Source organism: Bauldia litoralis (genome assembly GCF_900104485.1).
Lineage (GTDB): Bacteria > Pseudomonadota > Alphaproteobacteria > Rhizobiales > Kaistiaceae > Bauldia > Bauldia litoralis.
In genome coordinates, this window is the sequence record NZ_FMXQ01000003.1 from 60,964 (window position 1) to 84,430 (window position 23,467).

At 66.4% G+C, this 23,467-nt stretch carries 25 protein-coding genes; 11 read left to right on the plus strand and 14 right to left on the minus strand.

Annotation, left to right across the window (positions count from 1 at the left end; translation table 11 throughout):
• Positions 1 to 11: 11 nt before the first annotated feature.
• Entirely contained in the window at positions 12 to 995 is a 984-nt protein-coding gene (locus BLT60_RS07580) for a zinc-dependent alcohol dehydrogenase family protein (RefSeq protein WP_090876309.1), read from the minus strand.
• Between the two features lie 170 nt (positions 996 to 1,165).
• Here BLT60_RS07580 and mepA point away from each other — a divergent pair, with 170 nt between their 5' ends.
• A complete protein-coding gene (gene mepA / locus BLT60_RS07585) occupies positions 1,166 to 2,134 on the plus strand; it encodes a penicillin-insensitive murein endopeptidase (RefSeq protein ID WP_090875831.1) in 969 nt (322 codons plus the stop codon).
• Between the two features lie 60 nt (positions 2,135 to 2,194).
• Here the strand turns inward: mepA and msrA are convergent, their stop codons facing one another.
• From msrA to BLT60_RS07610, 5 genes are all read right to left on the minus strand, one after another.
• A complete protein-coding gene (gene msrA / locus BLT60_RS07590) occupies positions 2,195 to 2,860 on the minus strand; it encodes a peptide-methionine (S)-S-oxide reductase MsrA (RefSeq protein ID WP_090876310.1) in 666 nt (221 codons plus the stop codon).
• Positions 2,861 to 2,897: 37 nt separating this feature from the next.
• Positions 2,898 to 3,227, minus strand: a complete 330-nt coding sequence (locus tag BLT60_RS07595) for a hypothetical protein (protein WP_210185565.1) — start codon at positions 3,225 to 3,227, stop codon at positions 2,898 to 2,900.
• 101 nt (positions 3,228 to 3,328) lie between these two features.
• Positions 3,329 to 4,540 (minus strand): SAM-dependent methyltransferase, encoded by a 1,212-nt coding sequence (locus BLT60_RS07600; protein WP_090875832.1) that lies wholly within the window; start codon positions 4,538 to 4,540, stop codon positions 3,329 to 3,331.
• 4 nt (positions 4,541 to 4,544) lie between these two features.
• Positions 4,545 to 5,321: a DUF1365 domain-containing protein gene (locus BLT60_RS07605; RefSeq protein ID WP_090875833.1), complete on the minus strand. Its 777-nt coding sequence runs from the start codon at positions 5,319 to 5,321 to the stop codon at positions 4,545 to 4,547.
• On the minus strand, positions 5,318 to 6,655 hold the full coding sequence (locus tag BLT60_RS07610) for an NAD(P)/FAD-dependent oxidoreductase (RefSeq protein WP_090875834.1): 1,338 nt from the start codon (positions 6,653 to 6,655) through the stop codon (positions 5,318 to 5,320). Before BLT60_RS07610 ends, BLT60_RS07605 begins: the two co-directional genes overlap by 4 nt.
• A gap of 233 nt (positions 6,656 to 6,888) precedes the next feature.
• On the opposite strand from BLT60_RS07610, the gene BLT60_RS07615 reads away from it, so the two are divergent.
• The 5 genes from BLT60_RS07615 to BLT60_RS07635 are packed head-to-tail and all read left to right on the plus strand — an operon-like array spanning position 6,889 to position 10,808.
• On the plus strand, positions 6,889 to 7,458 hold the full coding sequence (locus BLT60_RS07615) for a sigma-70 family RNA polymerase sigma factor (RefSeq protein ID WP_175478336.1): 570 nt from the start codon (positions 6,889 to 6,891) through the stop codon (positions 7,456 to 7,458).
• Positions 7,455 to 8,099, plus strand: coding sequence for a ChrR family anti-sigma-E factor (locus tag BLT60_RS07620; protein WP_090875835.1), 645 nt, complete (start codon positions 7,455 to 7,457; stop codon positions 8,097 to 8,099). The genes BLT60_RS07615 and BLT60_RS07620 overlap by 4 nt, the downstream gene beginning before the upstream one ends.
• A gap of 8 nt (positions 8,100 to 8,107) precedes the next feature.
• A complete protein-coding gene (locus BLT60_RS07625; RefSeq protein WP_175478337.1) occupies positions 8,108 to 8,959 on the plus strand; it encodes an alpha/beta hydrolase in 852 nt (283 codons plus the stop codon).
• Entirely contained in the window at positions 8,956 to 9,783 is an 828-nt protein-coding gene (locus tag BLT60_RS07630; protein ID WP_090875837.1) for a DUF1295 domain-containing protein, read from the plus strand. Before BLT60_RS07625 ends, BLT60_RS07630 begins: the two co-directional genes overlap by 4 nt.
• The gene (locus BLT60_RS07635; RefSeq protein WP_090875838.1) at positions 9,780 to 10,808 is read left to right on the plus strand and encodes an SAM-dependent methyltransferase; all 1,029 of its coding nucleotides are present in this window, start codon (positions 9,780 to 9,782) and stop codon (positions 10,806 to 10,808) included. Before BLT60_RS07630 ends, BLT60_RS07635 begins: the two co-directional genes overlap by 4 nt.
• A gap of 22 nt (positions 10,809 to 10,830) precedes the next feature.
• Here the strand turns inward: BLT60_RS07635 and BLT60_RS07640 are convergent, their stop codons facing one another.
• Positions 10,831 to 11,250: a DUF2177 family protein gene (locus BLT60_RS07640; RefSeq protein WP_090876313.1), complete on the minus strand. Its 420-nt coding sequence runs from the start codon at positions 11,248 to 11,250 to the stop codon at positions 10,831 to 10,833.
• 230 nt (positions 11,251 to 11,480) lie between these two features.
• Here BLT60_RS07640 and BLT60_RS07645 point away from each other — a divergent pair, with 230 nt between their 5' ends.
• From BLT60_RS07645 to BLT60_RS07655, 3 genes are all read left to right on the plus strand, one after another.
• Positions 11,481 to 12,356 carry a hypothetical protein gene (locus BLT60_RS07645; RefSeq protein WP_090875839.1) on the plus strand — a complete coding sequence of 292 codons (876 nt, stop codon included), beginning with the start codon at positions 11,481 to 11,483 and terminating at the stop codon, positions 12,354 to 12,356.
• A 3-nt stretch (positions 12,357 to 12,359) separates the two neighbouring features.
• Positions 12,360 to 12,650 (plus strand): hypothetical protein, encoded by a 291-nt coding sequence (locus BLT60_RS07650; RefSeq protein ID WP_090875840.1) that lies wholly within the window; start codon positions 12,360 to 12,362, stop codon positions 12,648 to 12,650.
• A gap of 67 nt (positions 12,651 to 12,717) precedes the next feature.
• The gene (locus BLT60_RS07655) at positions 12,718 to 13,212 is read left to right on the plus strand and encodes a GNAT family N-acetyltransferase (protein WP_139167779.1); all 495 of its coding nucleotides are present in this window, start codon (positions 12,718 to 12,720) and stop codon (positions 13,210 to 13,212) included.
• On the opposite strand, the gene olsB is transcribed toward BLT60_RS07655, so the two are convergent.
• Both olsB and BLT60_RS07665 read right to left on the minus strand, forming a co-directional pair.
• Positions 13,209 to 14,039 (minus strand): l-ornithine N(alpha)-acyltransferase, encoded by an 831-nt coding sequence (gene olsB, locus BLT60_RS07660; RefSeq protein WP_425284986.1) that lies wholly within the window; start codon positions 14,037 to 14,039, stop codon positions 13,209 to 13,211. The two genes, BLT60_RS07655 and olsB, sit on opposite strands and share 4 nt — an antisense overlap.
• A gap of 258 nt (positions 14,040 to 14,297) precedes the next feature.
• Positions 14,298 to 16,601 carry an ATP-binding protein gene (locus BLT60_RS07665; RefSeq protein WP_090875841.1) on the minus strand — a complete coding sequence of 768 codons (2,304 nt, stop codon included), beginning with the start codon at positions 16,599 to 16,601 and terminating at the stop codon, positions 14,298 to 14,300.
• 162 nt (positions 16,602 to 16,763) lie between these two features.
• On the opposite strand from BLT60_RS07665, the gene BLT60_RS07670 reads away from it, so the two are divergent.
• Positions 16,764 to 17,438, plus strand: coding sequence for a M15 family metallopeptidase (locus tag BLT60_RS07670; RefSeq protein WP_090875842.1), 675 nt, complete (start codon positions 16,764 to 16,766; stop codon positions 17,436 to 17,438).
• 10 nt (positions 17,439 to 17,448) lie between these two features.
• On the opposite strand, the gene BLT60_RS07675 is transcribed toward BLT60_RS07670, so the two are convergent.
• Complete coding sequence (locus tag BLT60_RS07675) at positions 17,449 to 19,194, minus strand: PQQ-dependent sugar dehydrogenase (RefSeq protein WP_175478338.1); 1,746 nt, start codon at positions 19,192 to 19,194, stop codon at positions 17,449 to 17,451.
• Between the two features lie 193 nt (positions 19,195 to 19,387).
• Between BLT60_RS07675 and BLT60_RS07680 the strand changes: the two genes are divergently transcribed.
• Positions 19,388 to 20,110: a GntR family transcriptional regulator gene (locus BLT60_RS07680; protein ID WP_244521183.1), complete on the plus strand. Its 723-nt coding sequence runs from the start codon at positions 19,388 to 19,390 to the stop codon at positions 20,108 to 20,110.
• Here BLT60_RS07680 and BLT60_RS07685 read toward each other — a convergent pair.
• The 4 genes from BLT60_RS07685 to BLT60_RS07700 all read right to left on the minus strand — a co-directional run bounded on the left by BLT60_RS07685 (position 20,080) and on the right by BLT60_RS07700 (position 23,426).
• Positions 20,080 to 20,505: an allophanate hydrolase-related protein gene (locus BLT60_RS07685; RefSeq protein WP_090875845.1), complete on the minus strand. Its 426-nt coding sequence runs from the start codon at positions 20,503 to 20,505 to the stop codon at positions 20,080 to 20,082. The genes BLT60_RS07680 and BLT60_RS07685 overlap by 31 nt on opposite strands.
• A gap of 69 nt (positions 20,506 to 20,574) precedes the next feature.
• The gene (locus tag BLT60_RS07690) at positions 20,575 to 21,585 is read right to left on the minus strand and encodes an ABC transporter substrate-binding protein (RefSeq protein WP_175478339.1); all 1,011 of its coding nucleotides are present in this window, start codon (positions 21,583 to 21,585) and stop codon (positions 20,575 to 20,577) included.
• A 184-nt stretch (positions 21,586 to 21,769) separates the two neighbouring features.
• On the minus strand, positions 21,770 to 22,624 hold the full coding sequence (locus BLT60_RS07695) for an ABC transporter permease (RefSeq protein WP_090875847.1): 855 nt from the start codon (positions 22,622 to 22,624) through the stop codon (positions 21,770 to 21,772).
• A 37-nt stretch (positions 22,625 to 22,661) separates the two neighbouring features.
• Positions 22,662 to 23,426, minus strand: coding sequence for an ABC transporter ATP-binding protein (locus tag BLT60_RS07700; protein WP_090875848.1), 765 nt, complete (start codon positions 23,424 to 23,426; stop codon positions 22,662 to 22,664).
• Positions 23,427 to 23,467 lie beyond the last annotated feature (41 nt).

Sequence of the window (23,467 nt, forward strand, 5' to 3'; positions counted from 1 at the left end):
CACCTTCGTCCTCACGGGACCAGCACGGCCGCGCCCTGGATGTCGCCGCTGCGAAGCTGATCGAGCGCCTCGTTGGCCATGTCGAGCGGCATGGGTGTCACAGTGGTACGGATCGGTATCTCGTCGGCGATTCGCATGAAATCTTCGCCGTCCGCGCGCGTCAGATTGGCGACCGACCGTACCATCCGCTCGCCCCAAAGCAGCGAATAGGGAAAAGCCGGGATCTCGCTCATGTGAATTCCGGCAGTAATTACCCGCCCCCCCTTGCGGACGGCCCGCAGTGCGAGCGGGATCAGCGAGCCGACCGGCGCGAACAGAATGGCCGCATCAAGCGGTTCCGGCGGCCTCTCGTCGGAGTCGCCGGCCCATTCGGCGCCCAGTTCGCGAGCAAAGGTCTGGGCGGCGCGATCCCCGGCACGGGTGAAGGCGAAGATCCTCTGCCCCTGGAAGCGGGCGACCTGCGCCGGGATATGAGCGGCCGCGCCGAAGCCATAAAGTCCCAGCCGCTCGGCCGCGCCCGCCATGCGATGTGCGCGGTGGCCGATGAGCCCGGCGCAGAGCAGCGGTGTCGCCTCCACGTCGTCATAGCCGCTCGGCAGCCGGAAGCAGTAGCGATAGTCGGCGAGCGTGTATTCCTGATAGCCGCCATCGACGTGGCAGCCGGTGAACCGCGCCTTGTCGCAGAGATTCTCCTCGCCGGACAGGCAGAAGCGGCAGTGCCGGCAGGTCGCAGCCAACCACGGCACGCCGACGCGCTCGCCAATGCCGAAGCCGGACGCCCCGGGGCCAAGCTTGGCGACTTCCCCGACGATCTCGTGGCCCGGGACGATCGGGTAGTCGCACTGCGGCAACTCGCCGTCGACGACGTGCAGATCGGTCCGGCAGACCCCGCACGCCCGCACCCGGATCAACAGCTGATTCGGTCCCGGCGCCGGAATCGGGCGCTCGATCAGTTGCAGGCGTTCGCCCGGCCGGGAGATGGACATGACGCGCATGAAGCCATTCTGCCACCGCTCACTGCTCCGCCCAAGACGAAAGGCTGTCGCGGCCATGCAGGGGCCACAGTCCCCGCGATAATCGACAGGGTGCGTCGCTCCGCTGGTTAACCGTTCCTTGACCGCGACCAGCGAACCATGGCGCCCGGATATGATGGAGGGAGCGCCCGATGCGCAGGACGATGATCGCCGGACTGGCCATGAGCTTCTGCCTGACCGGTCTTGGCGCAACGGCGCAGGATTCGGCCCCGGCGAAGGAGCTCTTCGGCCGTGTCGCCGGACCGGCGGAGCTTCAGCCCGACGCCATCGGCTTCTACAGCCGGGGCTGCGCTTCCGGCACCGTTGCGCTGCCCAGCGACGGGCCGGCGTGGCAGGTCATGCGCCCCTCGCGCAATCGCTACTGGGGCCTGCCGAACCTCGTCGCCTATATCCAGCGGCTTGCCGTCGACGCGCGCCAGAATGACGGATGGCCGGGTCTCTTGGTTGGCGACCTGTCGCAACCGCGCGGCGGCCCGATGCCCTTCGGCCATTCCAGCCACCAGATCGGCCTCGATGTCGATATCTGGTTCGATCCGATGCCCGACAGGACGCTCACGCCGCAGGAACGCGAGACGATCCAGGCGACCTCCTACATCAAGAAGGGCACCAACGTGACCCTCGACCGGTCCAAATGGACCGCCGCTCACAGCCGCTTGATCAAGCGCGCCGCCAGCTATCCGGAGGTCGAGCGCATCTTCGTCAATGCCGGCGTCAAGAAGCAGCTTTGCGATACCGCCGGTTCCGATCGCGCGTGGCTCCAGAAGATACGCCCCTGGTACCTGCATGACGACCACCTGCATGTCCGCCTCTCCTGCCCGCCCGGCATGTCCGGGTGCAAGTCGCAGGAACCGACGGAGAAGGGCGACGGGTGCGGGGCGAATCTCTCCTGGTGGCTGAGTTCGGTGCCATATGCCAGGCCCGGCAAGCCGACCAAGCCGGAGAAGCCGAAGCCGCCGATGACGCTGGCCGGATTGCCCAGCGCCTGCCGGACGGTGCTCGACGCGCCGGGCCGTGGGTCGGCCGCAGGGGCGGAGGCCGCCGTCGGTGCGGGCGCCGAGGTCAATATCCCGCTGCCGACGGCGCGCCCGGTCCTGAACTGACCGTCTACCGCCGATAGCCTGGCGCGCCGCCCGGGAGGCGGCGCACCGACTTCAGTCGCTTCAGGCCGCGGAAACAGCGGTCCCGACCGGACAGGCGACACCGGTGCCGCCAAGGCCGCAATAGCCGTTGGGATTCTTCGCCAGATACTGCTGGTGATAGTCCTCGGCGAAGTAGAAGGGCGGCATGTCGACGATCTCGGTCGTGATGGCGCCGTAGCCACGCTCGGCGAGTTTCTCGCCATAGCTTGCCTTCGCCGCTTCGGCCTCTTTGCGTTGCGCGGCGTCGGTCACGTAGATCCCGGACCGGTACTGGGTGCCGACGTCATTGCCCTGGCGCATCCCCTGCGTCGGGTCATGCGCCTCGAAGAAGACCCGCAGAAGCTCGGCATAGCTCACCGTCTTCGGATCGAAGACGACGAAGACCACCTCGTTGTGGCCGGTACGGCCGCTGCAGACCTCGTTGTAGGTCGGGTTGGGCGTCTGGCCGCCGGCGTAGCCGACCGCGGTGACGTAGACCCCCGGCGTCTGCCAGAACACCCGTTCGGCGCCCCAGAAGCAGCCAAGGCCGAATACCGCCGTTTCCAGTCCGGCGGGATAGGGACCCTTCAGCGCCTGACCGTTGACGAAGTGGGTCTCCGCGGTCGGGATCGGCTCGGCGCGCCCGGCGAGCGCCGTTTCGGCGGTCGGCATTTCGGATTTCCGGCTGAAGACATCGAGAATACCCATGACCATCTCCTTTTCGAGGTGTTCGCCCGGTCCGACGTCAGGCCGCGAACGCCGCCCGCATCCGCCGCTTGCGGCCGACATAAAGCAGCCAGGCGCCGAACAGGCCGAGCACCAGCCAGGTCGGCAGCATCAGGATCCACTGGATCAGCGGATCCCAAAGCCAGTGCCCGACATAGGCTTCGACGGTCTGCTGGATGAAGCCCTGCGCCGCCATCAGGCTCGACGGGCTGATCGAAAACCAGGCCGTTCCGAGCGGAGTCACGGTCAGCGTCGAAGCCGCGATCGTCTTGGTCCCGTCGACGACCAGCGCGACCAGCGCACCGGCGATCAGCCAGAGTCCAATGAAGCGCGCGATGAAGCCGATCATGAGCCACGCCCGGATAGTGTTGCAGATATGGTCATGGCGTCATTTGCCCGCAACGGCGGCTTCCGTCAACTCGCCGTGGGCGGGCCGTGAAGCGGCCGGTGCTAGGCGCGAAAGCGGAAAAGGCTGACGTCGATCAGGCCGTGTCGGAATCCCGCCTCGCAATAGGACAGGTAATACGCCCAGAGGCGGCGGAAGCGGTCATCGAAGCCCAGCGGCCTTATATCGTCCCATGCCGCCTCGAACCGACGTCGCCAGTCCGCCAGCGTCAGCGCATAGCTGTCGCCAAAGCCCTGGCGGGTATCCAGGACAAGCCCGGCGCGGCTGGCTTCGGCTTCGACCCTTGAGATCGTCGGGAGCATGCCGCCGGGAAAGACGTGTCGCTGGATGAAATCCGGGTGGCTGCGATACTGCTCGAACCGGTCTTCGGAGATGGTGATGACCTGCAGCACCGCGGTGCCGCCCGGCTTCAGCAACTGCCGGAGCCTGCCGAAATAGACCGGCCAATAGCGCTCGCCAACCGCCTCGAGCATCTCGATCGAGGCAATCCGGTCGAAGCGACCGTCGATGTCCCGGTAATCCTCAAGGCGAAGGTCCGCATGGTTGCCTTCGGGATGCCCGGCAAGACGATCGCGGGCATAGGCAAGCTGCTCCTTCGACAGGGTGACGCCGACGAATGCCGAGCTCTGTCCGACCAGCCGTTCCGCCAAAGCGCCCCAGCCGCAGCCGATCTCCAGGATCGATTCGGAACCGGAAAGATCGAGCAGGTCGACGATGCGATCGAGCTTCGCGCCCTGGGCCGCCTCAAGCGTCGATCCGCCCTCATAGAGGGCCGACGAGTAATTCATCCGGCCGTCGAGCCACTTTTCGTAGAACGCGTTGCCGAGATCGTAGTGGGCCGCGATGTTTCTCCGGCTGCCACGGCGCGTGTTCGACCGCCTCACGTGCTGGAGGCGATGGCGGAGCGTGGTCAGCCGCGTGGTGCGGGCGCTCGCACCGAATGCGTTTTCGTTCTCGACAAAGAAATCAAGGAGACCCGGCAGGTCGCCGGTTGTCCATTCGCCGCCGAGATAGCCGTCGGCAAAACCGCGCTCGCCATTCAGAAGGATGCGCCACAACCCGCGCCAGCGTTGGAAGCTCATGGCGACGGTCCGGCCGGGCGCGGCGCCAACCCGCTCGATCAGCGCGCCATTCGGCAGCGTCAGCCGCAGACATCCGCTTCGCGGTACTGGTATTGCCTTGCCGAGAAGGCGCAGGAGCCCGGGTGTCAGTGACTCGCCCGTGGCGACGTCGGCGGATGTGGTGCGAAGGGTCATGAGACTATTCTGCGGGAGTGAGGGTGGAGGACGGCTTGCGTCGCGATGGGTTGGGATAGACCCGGAACCCCTTGAGGATCATGCGCAGGGCATGCCAGTGGATCGCCACGATCACCTTGAGCGTGAGCAGTGGGTGGACCGCGAGTTGCCATAACAGCGCACGGTCGGTCAGGTCGACCCGATCGCCCGCCAGCGACGCGACGATCAGGGGGCCGTCGCGATCCTCTCCCCGAATCGCGACCGAAACCCGTTCTTCGGGCGGCGCGACGCGAAAGGCGTAGCGCATGTCCATGCCGAGGAACGGCGAAACGTGGAACACCTTTTCGGCCTGCTGGTGCACGACCGCTTCGTCACCGGCGGCGACCGCTTTCACGTAGGTGTGGCGTTCCCCAAAGGTGTTGTGGACGTCATAGAGGATCGCGGCGAGCGTGCCGTCGCGCCGATGGCAGAACCAGACGCTGAGCGGATTGAAGCCATAACCGAAGACGCGCGGCATGCAGAACAGCATCAGCCGACCTCCGTCGAAGGCGATGCCGGCTTCGGCGAGCTTTGCGGTGATCTCGGCGCGTAGCGGGCGACCACTGCCGTCGCCATGGTCGCGATCGTGGAAACTGACGAGGTTGAACCGATTGCTGGAAAAGAGCCGGAGGCGAGCCGCCAGGCCCTCGATCTCATCGAGGTCGAGCAGCATCCAGAAGACGCGATAGCGCAAGCGATGCGGGCGCGGTCGCAGCCGGCGATGAATGACCGAACCGACGTAGAGGGCCGAACGCGCGATCATGCCGCGACCCGTTGCGTCTCGCGTGCCGCGTGGTCGACCTTGATCCGGCCGGACTCGTTGGCCACCCGCCACGGACGGCGAGCGCCACCGAGCGCCTCGGCCACGGCAAGGCCCGCCTGCAGGCCATCCTCGTGGAAGCCGGCGCCGAAATAGGCACCGCAGAACCAGGTGTTGCGGTCGCCCTGCAGGGACCAGAGCCGATCCTGAGCCGCGATCGCCGATGCGTCCATTACCGGGTGCTCATAGGTCTCGGTCCGCCAGGCCGAACGCGGCGCTTCGTCGGGGTTGAGGGTGACGAAATACGGCTCCGGTCCGGGAATCCCCTGCAGTGCGTTCATCCAATAGGTGACTGTCGGCAGCCCTTCAGGCCCGCCGCCCAGATGGTTCCAGCTCGCCCAGGCGGCCCGACGCTTCGGCATCAGCGTCGGATCGGAGTGGAGGACGGCGGTGTTCTCGCTGTAGCGGAAGGCGCCGAGGACACGTCGTTCCGCCGGCGTCGGCTCTGCCAGCATGGCGAGCGCCTGGTCGGCATGGGCGGCGATCACCACGTCGTCGAAAGTTTGCGTCGCGCCGGTACAGTCCCGGATACGGACGCTGTCTTCGCCGCGATGGATGGCGACCACGCCGGCCCCAAGCCGCACCCGGTCGGCATAGCTGGCCGTCAGTTTCTTGACATAGGTCCGGCTGCCGCCCGCGACCGTGCGCCATTGCGGGCGGTCGCGAAAGCTCAGGAGCCCGTGGTTGTCGAAAAAGCGGACGAAGGCCGCGGCCGGGAAGGCTGCGATCGCTTCGCTCGGCGTCGACCAGATGGCGCCCGCCATCGGATAGAGATGGTCGCGACGGAAAGCGGTCCCATATCCCTCGTTGTCGAGGTAGGCGCCGAGGGAAATGCCGGACGCGGCGAGCGCTGGAAGATCGTTCGGCGCGTTCCGGTAGAAGCGGACAAGGTCGTGCAGCATCGCCCAGAAGCGCGGGCGGGCGAGGTTTCGCTTCTGGGCAAGCAGACCGGCGGCGTTGTTCCCGGCATATTCGAATCCACCGCGGTCGAGAGACACAGCGAATGACATCTCGGATGCCCGGGTCGGCACGCCAAGGAACGCGAACAGCGCTGTCAGGTTGGGATAGGTGCGCTCGTTGTAGACGATGAAGCCGGTATCGACCGGCACGTCGCCATTGGCGCTCGGCACGATCGCCGTATTAGAATGCCCGCCGAGCCGACGGTCGCGCTCATAGACCGTGACGTCGTGGCGTTGGGAAAGGAGCCAGGCTGCGGCCATGCCCGAAATACCGGTGCCGACGACCGCGATCCTCTTCCGGATGGATGTATCGAGCATGCTTGCGGTCCTGGCTTGGCGGCCGGCAGAAAACCCTGCGCGCCGGATGTCTCGTTTCCAACCGTTACGGCTCGGGCATGGATTTGGATCACCGGTGAGTGATCCAGATGCCGGCCCGCTGCGTATCCGGACTCATGCAGCTCGCAATCGCAGACGAATGGTCGGGAAACTGGAGGACGGAGCCGGGATGGCGTCATCGCACGCCCGTGCGCACCACCCCCGGCAGGACGGCCATGGGTAAGAGACCCCCGAAACCGGGGCCGAACCCTTCCGACCTGATCGTGGCCATCGCCCGACACGAGGACAAGGCCGCCTTCGCCGCGCTGTTCGAGCTCTATGCCGGGCGGATCAAGGCATGGCTGATGAGCACCGGGACAAGCGGCGAACGTGCCGAGGACCTCGCCCAGGAGACCATGCTGACGATCTGGCGGAAGGCGGCGTCCTACGATCCCGCCCGCGCCAACGCTTCCGCCTGGATCTTCGCGATCGCCCGTAATGCCCGCATCGACCGCTTCCGGCGCGACCGGCGGGCCGAACAACTGCCGGACATCTACGAGCTGATCGAGCCCGGAGAGCCGGACAAACCGGACGACATGCTCGACGCGGCCGAGCGCGAGCAGCGTGTCCGCCTGGCCATCACAGACCTGTCCGAGGACCAGCTCAGCGTCGTCCGGCTGTCCTTCTTCGAAGGCCGGCCGCACGGCGAGATCGCCGACCTGCTCGACCTGCCGCTCGGTACCGTCAAGTCGCGGCTCCGCCTCGCCATGAAACGCCTTCGCACCCTTCTCGGTGACCTGTCATGACCATTGCCCATCACCCGACCCTTGAGACCCTCGCCGCCTTCGCCGCCGGAACCCTCGACGATGCGCGCGCCCTCGTGGTCGCCACGCATGTCTCGCTCTGCTCCCATTGTCGTGGCGACGTTCGCGCTTTCGAGCATGTCGGCGGTGTGCTGCTCGATCGCACCCCTCCTGCGGCCATGCGCGACGACGCGCTGGAACGGGCGCTGGCGGCCATCGGAACGGTCGCGCCGCCGGTGCACGACCGCGCGCCGTCGCTGACCATCGGCGACAAATCGCTGCCGGCGCCGCTGGCCGGACATCCGCTTGGGCCCTGGCGGTGGATCGGCCGCGGCGTCCAGTGGCGCTCGGTCGGCGTGTCGCCTGTCGACGACACGCGCGTCCTCATGCTGAAGGCGGCGCCCGGAACCCGATTGCCGCACCATCGGCATAACGGCATCGAATGGACCTGCGTGCTGGAAGGCGCCTTCCGCCACGATCTCGGGCGGTATGGCCCCGGCGACTTCGATGAGGCGGACGAATCCGTCGAGCACAAGCCGGTGATCGAAGACGGCGACACATGTGTCTGTCTTGTCGCCCTGCAGGGCGGCATCGCGCTGCAAAGCTGGCTCGGCCGCCTGATCCAGCCCCTCGTGCGCATCTGAGCGTGGACATGAGCTTGTCGGCAGCCACCCTGTCTCACGCTCGGGACCCGGTCTCGCGGGCGCGCGGAAAAGCGATCGGGCGATCGATTCCCTATGCCAGCGGAGCGCGACGGTCGCTTGATGTCCACGCGCCGGCTAATAGCCGCAATGCGCCGGTTGTCCTCTTCTTCTACGGTGGCAGTTGGCAGCACGGCGCCAGGGAGACCTACCGCTTCGTCGCGTCCGCCCTTGCTGCAAAGGGCTTTGTGGCGATCGTCGCCGACTACCGGGTCTATCCGGAGGTCGGCTATCCCGGCTTCCTTGAAGACGCGGCACTGGCGACCCGTTGGACGCGGGATCATGCCGCCGAGTTTGGTGGCGACCCCCGCCGTTTGTTCGTCATGGGCCACTCGGCCGGCGCCTATATCGCCGCCATGCTGGCGCTCGACGCTCGCTGGCTGGCCTCGGTCGACCTCCACCCCAACGAGACATTTGCCGGGCTGATCGGCATCGCCGGCCCGTATGACTTCCTGCCGCTTCGCGACAAGACCCTGGAGACTATCTTCGGCGGCGCCAATCGGCCCGAAACGCAGCCGATCGTGCATGTCTCGGCAGGTGCCCCACCGACTTTCCTCGCAACGGGAACCCGCGACCGCATCGTCGATCCGGCCAACAGCGACCGCCTCGCACCGCGTCTCGAAGCGGTCGGGAGCCCTGCGACGGTTCGGCGCTATCGCGGTCACGGCCACATGACGATCATCGGCGCCCTCGCCTTTCCTCTGCGACTGTTCATGCCGCTGGTCGGCGACATCGCCGATTTCATTGAGGGTCGGGCCGCCGGCTCGCAATTGCGGATCGCGCCAGCGGAGACCGCGCCGTGACCACACCGCAATTCTTCAGCGCCCTTGTCCTCGTTGCCGCCGGCCTGTCGCTGGCGATGGCGGGCTCATGGCTCATCTGGCGCCGCACCGGCAATTCCGGCTGGGTCGACACGATCTGGTCCTTCGCCGTCGGCGGGGTCGGCATCGCCGGCGCCCTCGCCCCCTTCGTGCTCTACGGCGAACCGTCTCTCCGCCAGGGGCTGGTGATCGTGCTGGTCGCCGCCTGGGCCCTGCGCCTCGGGTTGCACATCGCCTCACGCTCGGCCGGCGTCGCTGACGATCCACGCTATGCGCAACTGGCCCGGGAATGGGGCACCGATGCGCCACGACAGATGTTCTGGCTGGTCCAGAAACAGGCGCTGGTCAGCATCCCGCTCGCCCTTTCGATTGTGCTCGCCGCATGGAACCCCGTCGGCCTGCGCCTGCAGGATGCACTGGGCGCCGCGGTCCTCGTCATCGGCATCGCCGGCGAGGCGATTGCCGACGCTCAGCTTCGCCGTTTTCGCCGCAACACCGAAGACACCAGCCGCGTCTGCGATACTGGCCTGTGGCGGTGGTCGCGCCACCCGAATTACTTCTTCGAGTGGTTTGGCTGGCTGGCCTATCCGTTGCTGGCGATCGATCTCGGCGGCGCCTATCCGTGGGGCTGGCTGGCGCTCGCCGGACCGGCCTGCATGTACTGGCTTCTCGTCCACATCTCGGGCATCCCGCCGCTTGAAGCTCACATGCTGGCGCGGCGCGGCGATGCCTTCCGCGCCTACCAGGCGCGCACCAGCGCCTTCTTTCCCCTGCCGCCGCGCACCAAGTCAGGAGTTGTCGCATGAGCCTCGTCGAAGCCGTCACCTATGCCGGTGAACGATTCCCCTGGCCGGACCCGATGACCCGAACGGCGATCGCCCGTCTGGTCTCCAGGACCGGTGAACGGTTGTCCACGACGAGCCCTGACGCCGATCGGCGCTTTGCCGAGGACATGGGCAGCTACCCGATCGCCCTCCACACCGATGCAGCCAACGCGCAGCATTACGAGATCCCGGCGGCCTTCTTCGACCTGGCGCTGGGGCCGCAGCGGAAATATTCGTGCTGTCTCTATGACGACGGAGCAACGACACTGGCCGAGGCGGAAGAGGCGGCGCTGGCGGCAACCGCCGACCATGCCGACCTGCACGACGGGCAGCGCATTCTCGAACTCGGTTGCGGCTGGGGTTCGCTCAGCTTGTGGATGGCGCGACGCTACCCGAACGCCCGGATCACCGCCGTTTCCAACTCCGCGTCGCAGCGCGCCCATATCACCTGCATCGCCAACGCGGAGGGCCTCCGCAACCTCGACGTGGTGACCGCCGACATGAACGTGTTCACGCCGGCAGAGCCGTTCGACCGCATTGTCTCGGTCGAAATGTTCGAGCACATGGCCAACTGGCGACCGCTGCTCGAGCGCCTGCGCGATGGACTGGTCTCCGACGGGCGCCTCTTCATCCACGTCTTCACCCACCGAAACGGATCCTACAGGTTCCGCACCGAAGATCGCGACGACTGGATCGCCAGGCACTTTTTCACCGGCGGCATCATGCCGAGCCAACGACTGATCCGGGAATTTGCCGACTGCTTCACGGTGACCGACGAATGGCGCTGGTCGGGCGAAAACTACCGCCGCACCGCCGACGACTGGCTCGCCAATTACGACCGGAACATCGAGGCCATTCGCCCCATCCTCAGGGGAACCTACGGCCGCGAGGCGCGCCTCTGGGAACGCCGCTGGCGGCTTTTCTTCCTGGCAACCAGCGGCCTGTTCGGACATAGCGACGGGACCGAGTGGGGTGTCAGCCACTACCGGCTGAAGCCGGCACGATAGCCCCCGCGGGGGCGTCGACGCTTCAGGAAGCGCCGGCGAGCCAGCCGGAGACGGCGCGGGTCGCCAGGAAGGCAAGCACCGCGGTGACCGCCGAGGCGGCTGCGCCATAGACGATGTCGACGACCGTGATTTGCACCGACCAGACGCGCAGCGTGGCGAAATTGGTCAGGTCGTAGGTGGCGTAGGCCAACGCGCCGAACAGAAGGCCATAGCCCACCGCCGGGAAAAAGCTATCCGCCCGCAACGCCGGCATGACGGCGAAGACGGCGATCCCGACCGGATAAGCCAGATAGAAAATGATGGCCGGCATCAGGCGGACCTTGTCGGCCAGCAGATCGCCAAGCGTCGCCCGGTAGAGCGCGGCGCCCATCGTGCTCAGCCAGACGGCATCGAGCGCTGCGAAGGCGAGAAGGGATACGCCATAGGCGACGACATAGATCATGGGCTTGCTCTTTCGGGCTGACATCGAGGTGGTGCTCTCGATACGCACCGCAATGGCGTCCGGATCACCCGCGCCCCGTCCCGGCGCCCCCTCCACCGCAGGGCACCAATTCCCGGTGGCCGAAATGCCGGATTGATAACCGCGCGCCGTCCGCCATAATTGTGTCAACACTCCCGGGGCACTCTTGCGAGGCACTCTGGAGCAACAAGAACTGGGTGGGAGGGTCTGTCATGTGGAAGACACGCGCGTCGCTGGTCGCCGTCATGCTGTTGTCGGCGCCGGTACTCGGCCCGTCGGCGATGGCCGCCGACGAGGATATCGGCATCGTCCGGGAAAAGGCCGGAAGCCTGCCCCATGACGAGGCGCTGAAGCTTCTTGGCGAAACGCTCGGCGGCAGCATCGAGGCAACCCAGTCCGATCCCAGCATCCCCGACATCCTTTCGGCGCTGGAGACGAATATCGAGGCAACCCGGCAGATTCGCGAGATGGTGGACGGCGCCGAGACGGTGACCGAAGAGCAGATCGCCGACGTTGCCAGCCGGATCTCGACGATCGCCAAGTCGTTCGAATCGATCGCCAGGCTCGCGCCCGACGTCTTCGAGCGGCGCTATGCCGAACTCTCCGACATCGACGCCATCGGCCAGGAGATCGGCTTTCGCATCGCCGACGCCAACAGCCGGCTGGCCGCGCTCCGCCAGGGCAACGAGGAGATCGACGGCTATGTCCGCGCCGAAACCCTGTCGCATGGGGAGATCGAGAAACTTCGCCTGACCCGCCAGGCCAACGACGCCGAAATCCACAGCCTCGAAGCGGCCGTCGCGGCCTGGGGCTATTTCTCGGAGCGCCATACCGACGTGATGACCCGGCTCGGCGACCAGTCCGAGAATCTCGATATCTTCTTCCATGCACTGCGCGAAAACGCCCGCGTCTATGCCGCCGCCGCCAGCACCCTCAACATGGCGAGTTCCCTGAAGACGGCGCTCTCGGACCTCGGCAGCGTCGAGAATCTCGACTCGCTCCGCTCGGAGATGGTTCGGTCATGGACCGACCTGATGAAGATCGTCGACGAGGTCAACGACGGGCTGCGCCTGCAGCCCGGCATGTAGGCCATGCGCCGCATCGCCCTTGTCGCCATCGTCGCGGTCGGACTTGCCGGGGTGCTGTGGCTTGCCGAGGACGGCGGTCTGCAGCACCGGCTCGCCGATCTCGGCAGCGAGGTGATGCAGAAGGTCCGGGGCGCACCGCCGCCAAGCTGGGGCGACGTCGCCGACCGGGTCGGTGAATTCGCCGAGGAAGAACGCGGCCTCAAGACCACCGTCGGCAGCCTCGGGGGTGGATTGCCCGAGGACGGCGACCAGGTCGAGACACCGGCGGCCCAGCCGCTGGCCACGCCCGAGTGAACCATCGGCTGCATTGGTGCCCGCCCCGTGAGGCGGCTTCGCCTTGGGCAACCGGCTCGCGCGATCCATGACCGCGATCATCCGCCCGGCCGGCGATGGCGACCTGCCGGCGATCCTGGCCATCTACAACGATGCGGTCCGCGACACGACGGCGGTGTGGAACGACTCGCCCGTCGATCTCGACAATCGCCGGGCGTGGCTTGAGGGACGCCACCGACAGGACTATCCGGTGCTGGTCGCCGTCGATGCCGATCGGGTTGTCGGCTATGGGTCGTTCGGGGACTTTCGCGCCTTCGACGGCTATCGCTTCACGGTCGAGCATTCGATCTATGTCGCGGAGGCCGCGCGGCGGCGGGGGATTGCCTCGGCGCTGCTTGTCGCCCTCGTCGAGCGGGCAACCGCGCTTGGCAAGCATGTCATGGTCGCCGGGATCGCCGCGGACAACGCGCCGTCGATCGCGCTCCACCTCCGCCACGGTTTCACCGAGACCGGCCGGATGCCGGAGGTCGGCTACAAGTTCGGCCGCTGGCTTGATCTCGTCTTCATGCAGAAGCGGCTTTAGGCCGCGTAGCGGCTGGCGTCCGGGCCGTAATAGTTGATGTAGCGGGTGTTGATCCGCTCGAGCGGCAGCACGATGAAGACGTCGGTGGTGCCGAACTGCCAGTCGACGACCGCTTCCTCGCAGATATAGGCGCCGAGCCGCAGGTAGCCCTTGATCAGCGGCGGCAGCTCGCGCAACACCTTGATGCCGTTGACCGGCTCGGCGGACATCGCATCGAGCGGCACCCCGCGCCCCGGGAGCGCCTTGACGCGCCACTCCTCCGGCGTCGGCGCATAGCTGCGCAGGAAGCCGAGCAGCGGCGCCAGCCGGCGCGGGTCGGTTCCCTCAAGCGACGCACACCCGATCATCACGTCGATGTCGTTGCGCCGGACATAGCTCCAGATGCCGTGCCAGAGCAGTTCGACCGTCCGCTTCGTCCGGTAGGGCTTGAGAACGCAGGAGCGCCCGAGTTCGAGGAAGGATCGCCCGGCATGGCGGTCGATCAGCGGCGCGACCTGGAACTCGCCCGAGGAATAGAAGCCCTTCCGCCGTTCGGCGATCTCCTGCCGCAGCAGCCGGTACGTCCCGACGATCTCCGGTCCCTCCGGGGCATCGTGGTCGAGGACCAGAAGATGGTCGCAGATCTTGTCATAGGGATCGGCATCGCGGCCAAAGAAGGCGGCGCGCGCATTGGCAACGGCCGACATCTCCTCGTAAAAGACGCGATAGCGGAGTCGTTGCGCCTGCTTGACCTCTTCGGACGAACGGGCGAGCCGCACCTCGAGGCTGCCGATACGTCCCAGCGAAGCGGCCGATTGGTCGAAACGCCGCCATGCCATCCGCATCATGCCGCCGGTCAGGCGCTGTGGCATCAGGGGCACGTATACCATGTCGTCTCCCTGCGGGATGGTTCCCACCGCCCCCGGACCGTCGTCTGTCGGGGGTAACCTCGGCAAGAACGATTCTGGTGATATTAACCTGTCTGATGGCCGTTGTCTCGATAGGCCGAATCACGGCCCACTCCCCCGCTGCTGGACAAAAACCACAGATTTTGGACGCTTTGGTGACAACCCGCCCGGTTGTCTCGTTGGCGCGCGGCAACCCCGTCAGTCGGCTAAAAGCCGCCGCAGGGTATCGGGCGACACCGGCTTCTCAAGAATCGTATCGATCCCGGCGGCGCGCGCCGCTTCCTGGGTCTCCGGCACGACGTCCGCGGTCAGCGCGACAAGCCTGGATCGCGGCCCCCCGGATTCCGCTTCCCAAGCGCGGATCGCCCGAGCCGCCGCCAACCCGTCGAGCCCCGGCATGTGCAGGTCCATGAGGATCAGCGGGAACGGCGTCGCGCGATCGCGCACGGCGGCCACGGCGGCTTCGCCGTCGCGCACCATTGTCACCGTATGCCCGATGCCCTCGACCACCGCGCGAGCGAGCAGCGCACTGATCTCGTTGTCCTCGGCGAGCAACACGTCGAGGCCGGTCGACGCCCGGCCCGGCGTTTCCGGCTGGCGAACGCGCACGTCCTCGGGATCCATGTGGAAGGCACCGGGCGAGACAGCCAGTTCGCCGACGATGCGAACCAGCGACGACCGGCGGATCGGGCGGACGAGGTAGGCGTCAAAACCGGTCTCGCGCAGGCCGTCAATCTCGTCGCGCCCGCCGGGCTCGATCAGGATGGCCGCGCCGATCTCCTGACCGGCCGCTTCCTGCAGGCGCGCCAGCGCGACGGCTGCGTCGCCGGCCAGCCGCCGGTCGAGAAGGATCGCGTCATAGGGCAGTCCCGCCGCGACCGCCGCGCCGACCAGTGCCGCCGCGGCGTTGAGCGTCGTGACCTCCCGCGCCTCGCATCCCGCCCGTTCCAGGCCGCGCACGAGCGCCGGCGCTTCCTCGCCCTGAGGCATCACAACCAGCACGCGCCGACCGTCGAGGCTCGTCTCCTCGCCCGGGGCCGGCGCCTCCACCGGCAGCTCCAGCGCGAAGCGGAAGACAGAGCCGCCGCCACTACGCGGCGCAACCGTGACGTCGCTCCCCATCCGCCGGACGATCCGCCGGCTGATCGCGAGCCCAAGGCCGGCACCGCCATGGCGCCGGTTCGGCCCGGCATCCGCCTGTTCGAACTCGCTGAACAGCCGCTCGGCGTCGGCGGGATCGATACCCGGCCCGGTGTCGGTGACGGTGAAGACCACCGTGGCCGTCTCGTCGCCGGCGGCCTCAACCCCCGCAGCCAGACAGACGCCGCCCCGCTCGGTGAACTTCACCCCGTTGCCGACGAGGTTGACCAGCACCTGGCGCAGCCGGGTTGCGTCAACCGAGACCAGCGACGGCACGTCGGGATCGATGTCGGCGACGATGTCGATGCCACGGGCATGGGCGCGCGCCGCCAGCAGTTCGACGATCGCCTGCAGCAGGCCGGCCAGGTTCGTGACTTCCGGCCGCAGGTCGAAGCGCTCCGCCTCGATCCGCGAAAAGTCGAGCATGTCGTCGATCAGCCCGAGCAAGGCCTCACCTGAGGATTGCACGCCCTGGGCATAGGTTTCCTGGACCGGCGTCAGTCGCGTTTCGAGCAGCAGTTCATTCAGGCCGAGAATGCCGTTCAGCGGCGTCCGGAACTCATGGCTGACCGTGGCGAGGAAGCGCGATTTCGCCTTGCTCGCCGCCTCCGCCTTCTCGCGCGATTCGACCAGGGCGAGTTCGACCTCCTTGCGGGCGGTGATGTCGCGAGCAACCGAATGCATCGGCCCGAGGATGCCGTCGTCGCCGCGAATCCGGATGTCGACCCAGGCGAACCAGCGCGGCCCGGACTGCGTCATCAGCTTGACGTCGCGCGCCGCGAGATCGCCCGGGGCCCCGCGGTCCGCGTCATGCGCCTCTTCGATCGGCACGACGGTCAGCGGCTTGCCGAGGACATCCGTCTCGCGCAGGCCGAAGATCGTCAGGAAGGCGGGATTGACGAAGGTGACCCGACCCTCGGCGTCGCGATGGGCGACGAGGTCGCCCTGCGCATCGATCAGGCCACGGTAACGCTCTTCGTTCTCACGTAGCTCCCAGGCGGTGTCGGCGATGCGCTCCAACGTCGTCGCCAGCTCGCGTTTCTCGCGCTTCAGGGCATCAAGCCGTGCCCGATAGCGGATCGCGTCGATACGCGACGCGCCCCACAGGGACAGGCCGGCCAGGATGACGGTGATCGGGACAGCCACCGGGACCGTCGTCGGTTCGACATAGGCGATGGCGAGCGCGAAGAGCGCAACAAGACCGGCAAGCGTCGCAAGAAACCCGGCCGCGACCCGCTTCCCCCGCGTCCGATCCGTCGGCTCGCCAGAACCGGGCGCGGACAAGCCCTCGCGGCTCGCGTCGCCTCGGACATCGGGCGCCGGGTCGACCGGATAGGGGTTGCTCTCGGCGGGCAGGGACATGGCGCGTCAACTCTCCGTCACGCCGGAGCCGGAGACCGGACAAACGGGCGATGGACGGAGATTGGCAGGTCATGCTTTCCAAATGCTTGATTGGCCGGTTTCCTGGGCAGAACCACACGAAAACGGGTTGTACCGACCGACTGAATGCGATGAGATTGGCCCATGCGCACCATGATCTTGATGGTTATCGCCATCGCAACAGCCCTCGTCTCGGCGAGAGCCGAGGACCGGCCGGCGGATTTCGTCAACATCGTCGACGTGATCCCGGACGTCATCGTCGAGGCCCGCTACGCCGGCTATTTCAACTTCGTCGGCCGGCCCATCGACGGTTATGAAGCACCGGCCTGCCTGCTGACCCGGCTAGCGGCCGAGGCTCTGGCCCGCGTACAGGCCGCGCTGAAGCCTTACGGCTTCGGGCTCAAGGTCTTCGACTGCTACAGACCGGAACGGGCCGTTGCCGCCTTCGTCCGCTGGGCCGAAGACGTCGACGACATCCGGATGAAGCCGGAATTCTATCCCGAACTCGACAAGGACGCGTTGTTCGACAAGGGCTATATCGCCGCGAAATCCGGTCATTCCCGAGGATCGACCGTCGATCTGACCGTGGTAACGCTGCCGGCCGGGGTCGAAGTCTATATGGGCACCGGCTACGATTTCTTTTCAGAGCGCTCCTGGCCCGACGATCCGCAACAGCCATCGGAGGCCCGTGGCAATCGCCTGATGCTGACAAGCCTCATGCAACTGCACGGCTTCAAGCCCTATCCCTACGAGTGGTGGCATTTCACGCTTGCCGACGAGCCTCATCCCGACACCTATTTCGATTTTCCGGTGAAATGATCCGGACCGGTCAGATGACGATGAAATCGCCTGAGTCGAGATCGAGACCCGCGTCGAGGCGGGCGAAATGGACCTTGCCGCCGGCCTTGCTCCCGTTGGCGTCATAGAAGAGATCGCCGTCCTTCCGGGCGTAAAGGATTCGGTCGTCCCGGTCCCGGGCCGAGGAGCCGATATGGAATTCCTCCGCCTCAAGGGCCGCGCCGACCTTCTTGAAGACCGCATGGTCCAGGACGATCTGGTCGGTGCCGGGCGTGAAGTCCCGGACGCGATCGACGTTGTGCCGCGCATTGAGCTTCGCGTCGAAAACAAAGGCATCGGCGTCGGCGCCACCCTTGAGAATGTCGTTGCCCTTGCCGCCGCTCAGAGTGTCCTGCCCCTGATCAGCCTTTAGGCGGTCGTCGCCGCGACCGCCGTTCAGGATGTCGTCGCCGAAGCCGCCGCTCAGCTTGTCTTTTCCGGCGTTGCCATACAGACGGTCGTCGCCCGGTCCACCATAGACCCGGTCGCTACCGCCGCCGCCCCGCAGGACGTCGCCAACGTCGCCGGCATGTTTCGCCATGTCGAGGCGAAAGATGTCGCCGTTCAGGCTCACCGCGTAGAGTGTGCCATTGCCGTCGATGCCGAAGGATGAAATCTGCTCCAGCGGTGCGTCGGGACCCGCGATCTGTCCCGTCCTGTCGGTGACGCCGACCGCCACCCCGTCCACTACCTTCAGCGACCACACGCGACCGCTGCCGAAATCGGCCAGGAAATAGGTTCCCTCGACCGATGGTTCGCCGCCCCGCACGACATGGCCGCCGGTGATCGACTGGCCGAGATCGTGGCTGTATTCGAAGATCGGCGGAACGGCGCCTGACGGGACCGTTCCGAGCGTCCCCTCAGCCATGTCCCAGCCATAGTTGCTGCCGCCAAGGTGGCCGGCGGCCTGGAAATCCACTTCCTCGCGCGCCGCCTGTCCGACGTCGGCGATATAGAGGTCGCCATTCGTGTCGAAGCTGATCCGCCACGGGTTGCGGAGGCCATAGGCCCATACCTCCGCCGCGCCGCCACCGCCGGCAAAAGGATTGTCCGCGGGTATCGCGTAGTTGCGGCCCGTATCGGCCGGAAAGGCGTCTCCGTCCACGTCGATGCGCAGGATCTTGCCGAGAAGGACGTCGGTATTCTGGCCGTTGCCGGCGGGGTCATTGCCGCCCCCACCGTCGCCGACGGCGATATAGAGGTGACCGTCCTTCGGACCGAAGGCGAGGGCACCGCCATTGTGGTTCGCGAAGGTCGGATGAGGGATCGTCAGGATTGTCCGGGCGGATGCCGGATCGGCGGTGTCGGGGTTCCCGACGGATCGCTGATATTCGCGGATCTCGATATCGCCAGCGGCGTTGGTGAGGTGGACGTAGAGCCTGCCATTCATCTGATAGTCGGGGTGAAAGGCGAGGCCGAGCAGGCCCTGCTCGCCGGTGGTCGACAGCTGTCCGTTGGGGATATCGAGGAAAAGCGCGGCCGCGCCGGTCACGGGGTCGAGGATGTGGATCTGACCCTGATTCTTGCCGACAACGAAGAGTTCGTCCGGCCGGCCGGGCGCCCATCCGGCGAAGACGGCGCCGTCGAACCCGGTGGCGACCCGTTCAGCGGTGATCAGGCCGGTATCCGCGTCTTTCTGGCCCCCCGCATAGCCGAAGATGAGATCGTTGCCACCCTTGCCGGAAATCCGGTCGGCCCCGCTCGTCCCCTTCAGCTTGTCCCGTCCGCTTGAGGCCATCGCGGGGTCGCTCCTTCGACATTCGTCACCCATGGAGCAACCTGACAGGTCACGACCGGTTCAAATCGGCAACCCGCAAATCCATGATATGCTTTCCGAAACCTGACGGAACGGTAGCGAACCTTCTGCGGTTTGCTGGCCGCGTGCGAGGTGCATAAACTCGCATGTCGGGGGCAGCGAAACGGCGATGACCATGACGCAGAAGAAACCGACGCAGACCGAACGGGTGCGCGCCAGCCTCGCCGACGAGATCGTGCGCGGCAGCCTCGGTCCCGGCGTGCCGCTCGACGAGGCGTCGATCGCCCGGCGATTCCAGGTGTCGCGCACGCCGGTTCGCGAGGCGATCCGGCAGCTCGAGGCGATCGGCTTCGCCGAGGCCCGGCCCCATCGCGGCGCGGTGGTGCCTCGCTTCACCCCGGAAAAGCTCAACGAAATGTTCACCGTCATGGCGGAGATGGAAGCGCTGTGTGCGCGCTACGCCGCCCGCCACATCACCCCGGCCGAACGGCTGGCGCTCGAAGCCCTTCACGAAACCTGCCGCGAGGCGGCGAAGCGAGGGGATGCGGTGGAATACTACGCCCAGAATATTCTTTTCCACGACGCCATCTACCATGCCGGCCACAACGCCTTCCTGGCCGAGATGACGCTGTCAGTGCGCAATCGCGTTGCCCCGTTCCGCAAGCTGCAGTTCGAGCGGACTGGCCGTCTGCCGGAATCGCTCGCCGAGCATGAGCGGATCGTCGAGGCGATCGTCCGCGGCGACGAGGAAGGCGCCGCCGCCCTGATGCGCGACCACATGCGCCTCGTCCGTGAATCCGTCGGCAGCGTCGCACCGACGCTCGGCGAAGCGACGGCTGGCCTCTTGCCGGAGGAGATGGAGCGGGTTCAGGCGTCGGCGGTCGCGGCGCCGCGGTAGCTTCGCCAACCGCCAAACCCGGAGATGTCCCGGGCGCCGTCGACGGCGACGGCCTCCACCAGAAAGCCCTTTTCCCGGTCCCCGCCGGACAGAACGACCGTGCCGATCGTCAGGGGGGCGGGCACGAGCGACACGAACGCGCCAAACGCCGCCGCGGCGAGAGACCAGACCTCGACATCGATCGCCCGGCCGTTCTTCTCGCCGACGCGCAAGAGTCCCGGTTTCGGCGGCTCGGCGTCCGGCAGATCGTAGAGGCGATAGAGCGGCCCGGTCTTGTCGGCGCGGACAAGCTCTGCTCCGAGCGCCAGAAGCTGGTGGTTGAGCGGCATCCCGGTCAGGTGAGCGCCGACGACGACGAGCCGGATGGCGTCGGGAATACCGGTGGGGGAGAGCATGGGGGAACCTCTGATGCGACAGTCAGGCTGGCGGGGGCCACCGGCGGCGGCCCCCGATTTCGCGTTGGGCTAGAGGCCCTTCACCGCTTCCATGTCGAGCCCCTCCCACGCCTCGATCACCACCTCGTCGGTCAACAATTCGGAGAGATCGACCGGGCCGGCGAGGGCTTTCTGTTCGCCTTCACCCTCCTGGAGGAATGTCATGTAGACGTCCCATGCCTCCGGGAGGAAGGTCCCGTGCTGGGTCACGCTGTCCGGCGCGGTATAGTAGGTCTGAACGAGTTCCCAGAACTCCTTCGCGACGGGATTGTCGCCAAGCGAGGCGGCGGCATACTTGGTCTTGAGCAGCGCGAAGGTCTCGTCCGGATTGGCCATGCCCCATGCCCAGCCCTTGAGCGTGGCGCGAACGAACTTGACCAGGAGTTCCGGCTTCTCGGCAAAGGTCTCCGCCGTGACCGACAGGGCGTCGCCGGGGAAGGCCGCGACCGCCTCGGGGGTGATCGACCGGATCGGAATGCCCTGAGCGGGGATCAGCAGGATGTCGCGCTTCGCGCCCGAATAGGCCTGGATGCGATCTTCGTTCAGGGAGCGCACCGTCGTCGGATCTCCCTCGCCGGCGATCACCAGCCTGACGTCCGCGCCTTCCTTCAGGCCGGAGGAAATGATCGAGGCCCGGGTCATCGGCACCTCGCCCCCGGCGAGATCGGAAACGCCGATCGTCTTCCCCTTCATCTCGGCCATCGACATGATCTCGCTGTCGGCCGGCACGACGATATCGAACGTGTCGGGATAGTAGACCTGCATGATCGCCTTCAGCGGGAAGCCGCGCTGGGTTGCCTGCATCGCCGCCGCCGACGAGAAGACCCCCCATTCGACATTGCCCGACGCAAGCTGGCGGGCCGCGTCCGACGACCCCTTGGAATAGTTCAGGGTCACGTCGAGGCCTTCCTCGGCATAGAAGCCCTTCTCCTGCGCGATGAAGATCGGGAAGACCTGGGCGGTCGGTCCGCCCTGGGCAGTCACGCCGTCGAATTTCACGAGGTCTTCGGCAAGAACCGGCGCTGCGATGCAGGCCAGCATGACCGCTCCGAGAGCGGCCCCGAGCGATGGTTTCCTGTGGCGGGTTTCTATGAACATCACATTGGGCTCCATTTTGTTTGGGTGTTCCGTGTGTTCCTTCTCGGCTCGCGCTCAATGTCGAGCCGGAGCGTCCCCCGGGCATTTTCTTTCTCGGCCGGCATTTGATGAACGGCCGTTGCGCACGTCAGACCTGCTTCCAGAAGATGATCTTCGCTTCGGCCCATTCGATGAGCTGGTAGACGATCACGGTGAACAGCGAGAGCAGGATGATCAGTGCGAAAACCCCGGCGATATCGAGCTGGAAATTCATCGCGTAGATCAGGTAGCCGATGCCGGCGGAGGCGCCGACGAATTCACCGACGATCACGCCGAGCACCGCCAGCGTCCAGCAGAGCTTGACCCCGGTCATCATGATCGGCAGCGCGTTGGGCAGCAGGAGATAGCGGAAGGTTTGCCAGCGGCCGCAGGTCAGCGAGCGCATGAGCTTCACCGCGTTCGGATCGACCGAGGACAGCCCGGTCAGCGTGTTGAGGAACATCGGGAAGAAGCTCATCACCACCGCGATCGCGATCTTGGACGGCTCGTCGAAGCCGAACCAGGTGATGAAGATCGGCGCGAGCACGATCTTGGGCGGCGCCTGAAGGGCGACGAGGTAGGGATAGATCGTGGCGCGGACGGAATCGAACATCGCCACCGCCACGCCGAAGACGACGCCGCTGGCCAGCCCAAGCCCGAAACCCCACAGGATTTCCGAAATCGTCACCCAGGCATTGGCGAGGAAATAGTCGGCACTCATCACCCGCCCGGCGGCGAAGAAGGTATCCACCGGCGAGGGGATGATCAGTGCATGGACCCACTCGAATGCGGTGGCGGCATACCAGACCGGGAGGACGAAGACACCGAACCCGGCCGCCAGCAGGCGGTTTGTGATACGCTTGCGGAGCGCGCGCGATTTTTCCTGCGCCAGGTGCTTCTCGATCGACGTCTGGTGCTGGACTGTTTCGATCGCCGGATGAACGACGCTTGCATCAATCGTCATCGATTGCTCCTTCCGCCCCGGGTCGCGCCCCGGCCGTTCAATGGTCGATGCCCAGCATCCCGCGAATCTCGAAAACCAGTTCCGAGTAGCGGGGGTCACGCATCATCTGGGCGGATCGCGGCCGTGGCAGATCGACGTCGATTGTGCCGGCCAGACGTCCCGGGCGTGGCGTCATGACGAAGACGCGATCGGACAGGAACACCGACTCACCGATATTGTGGGTGACGAAGACCACCGTCTTGCCGGTCTTCTCCCAGATCCTCAGCAACTCGAGATTCATCGTCTCCCGCGTGAATTCGTCGAGGGCGCCGAACGGCTCGTCCATCAGCAGCACCCGCGGTCCGTGGGCGAGCAGGCGGGCAAGCGCCACGCGCTGGCGCATGCCACCGGACAATTCGCTCGGATAACGGTCGCCGAATCCGTTCAGGCCGACGAGATCGAGCAGCTCTTCGCATTTCTGCGCCTGCTCCTTGGCGTCGAGCCCAAGCACGATCCCTGGCAGCCGGACATTCTGGCGGACGGTGCGCCACGGAAACAGGACCGACGTCTGGAACATCATGCCGATGTCGGTGCGCGGCCGGTCAAGGTCCTCGCCATCCAGCGCGACGTCGCCTTCGGAACGCTCCTCGAGTCCGCCGAGGATGCTCAGCAGGGTGGATTTTCCGCATCCGCTCGGACCGACCAGCGAGATGAACTCGCCCTCCTCGATGGCAAAGGAGACGTCGGCCAGCGCAACGAGCGGGCCTGTCGCCGTGCCGTACACCTTCGTGAGGTGGTTTCCCTCGATCAGTGCGTCGGTCATCTGGCTGCCCCATCACATTGCATGCAATTTGGTACGCAAAG

What these genes read in the sequence shown, in the direction of transcription:
- BLT60_RS07580 (WP_090876309.1), bottom strand. Translation starts at nt 995, where the DNA reads ATGCGCGTCATGTCCATCTCCCGGCCGGGCGAACGCCTGCAACTGATC.
- mepA (WP_090875831.1), top strand. Translation starts at nt 1,166, where the DNA reads ATGCGCAGGACGATGATCGCCGGACTGGCCATGAGCTTCTGCCTGACC.
- msrA (WP_090876310.1), bottom strand. Translation starts at nt 2,860, where the DNA reads ATGGGTATTCTCGATGTCTTCAGCCGGAAATCCGAAATGCCGACCGCC.
- BLT60_RS07595 (WP_210185565.1), bottom strand. Translation starts at nt 3,227, where the DNA reads ATGATCGGCTTCATCGCGCGCTTCATTGGACTCTGGCTGATCGCCGGT.
- BLT60_RS07600 (WP_090875832.1), bottom strand. Translation starts at nt 4,540, where the DNA reads ATGACCCTTCGCACCACATCCGCCGACGTCGCCACGGGCGAGTCACTG.
- BLT60_RS07605 (WP_090875833.1), bottom strand. Translation starts at nt 5,321, where the DNA reads ATGATCGCGCGTTCGGCCCTCTACGTCGGTTCGGTCATTCATCGCCGG.
- BLT60_RS07610 (WP_090875834.1), bottom strand. Translation starts at nt 6,655, where the DNA reads ATGCTCGATACATCCATCCGGAAGAGGATCGCGGTCGTCGGCACCGGT.
- BLT60_RS07615 (WP_175478336.1), top strand. Translation starts at nt 6,889, where the DNA reads ATGGGTAAGAGACCCCCGAAACCGGGGCCGAACCCTTCCGACCTGATC.
- BLT60_RS07620 (WP_090875835.1), top strand. Translation starts at nt 7,455, where the DNA reads ATGACCATTGCCCATCACCCGACCCTTGAGACCCTCGCCGCCTTCGCC.
- BLT60_RS07625 (WP_175478337.1), top strand. Translation starts at nt 8,108, where the DNA reads ATGAGCTTGTCGGCAGCCACCCTGTCTCACGCTCGGGACCCGGTCTCG.
- BLT60_RS07635 (WP_090875838.1), top strand. Translation starts at nt 9,780, where the DNA reads ATGAGCCTCGTCGAAGCCGTCACCTATGCCGGTGAACGATTCCCCTGG.
- BLT60_RS07640 (WP_090876313.1), bottom strand. Translation starts at nt 11,250, where the DNA reads ATGATCTATGTCGTCGCCTATGGCGTATCCCTTCTCGCCTTCGCAGCG.
- BLT60_RS07645 (WP_090875839.1), top strand. Translation starts at nt 11,481, where the DNA reads ATGTGGAAGACACGCGCGTCGCTGGTCGCCGTCATGCTGTTGTCGGCG.
- BLT60_RS07650 (WP_090875840.1), top strand. Translation starts at nt 12,360, where the DNA reads ATGCGCCGCATCGCCCTTGTCGCCATCGTCGCGGTCGGACTTGCCGGG.
- BLT60_RS07655 (WP_139167779.1), top strand. Translation starts at nt 12,718, where the DNA reads ATGACCGCGATCATCCGCCCGGCCGGCGATGGCGACCTGCCGGCGATC.
- olsB (WP_425284986.1), bottom strand. Translation starts at nt 14,039, where the DNA reads ATGATGCGGATGGCATGGCGGCGTTTCGACCAATCGGCCGCTTCGCTG.
- BLT60_RS07665 (WP_090875841.1), bottom strand. Translation starts at nt 16,601, where the DNA reads ATGTCCCTGCCCGCCGAGAGCAACCCCTATCCGGTCGACCCGGCGCCC.
- BLT60_RS07670 (WP_090875842.1), top strand. Translation starts at nt 16,764, where the DNA reads ATGCGCACCATGATCTTGATGGTTATCGCCATCGCAACAGCCCTCGTC.
- BLT60_RS07675 (WP_175478338.1), bottom strand. Translation starts at nt 19,194, where the DNA reads ATGGCCTCAAGCGGACGGGACAAGCTGAAGGGGACGAGCGGGGCCGAC.
- BLT60_RS07680 (WP_244521183.1), top strand. Translation starts at nt 19,388, where the DNA reads ATGACGCAGAAGAAACCGACGCAGACCGAACGGGTGCGCGCCAGCCTC.
- BLT60_RS07685 (WP_090875845.1), bottom strand. Translation starts at nt 20,505, where the DNA reads ATGCTCTCCCCCACCGGTATTCCCGACGCCATCCGGCTCGTCGTCGTC.
- BLT60_RS07690 (WP_175478339.1), bottom strand. Translation starts at nt 21,585, where the DNA reads ATGCTGGCCTGCATCGCAGCGCCGGTTCTTGCCGAAGACCTCGTGAAA.
- BLT60_RS07695 (WP_090875847.1), bottom strand. Translation starts at nt 22,624, where the DNA reads ATGACGATTGATGCAAGCGTCGTTCATCCGGCGATCGAAACAGTCCAG.
- BLT60_RS07700 (WP_090875848.1), bottom strand. Translation starts at nt 23,426, where the DNA reads ATGACCGACGCACTGATCGAGGGAAACCACCTCACGAAGGTGTACGGC.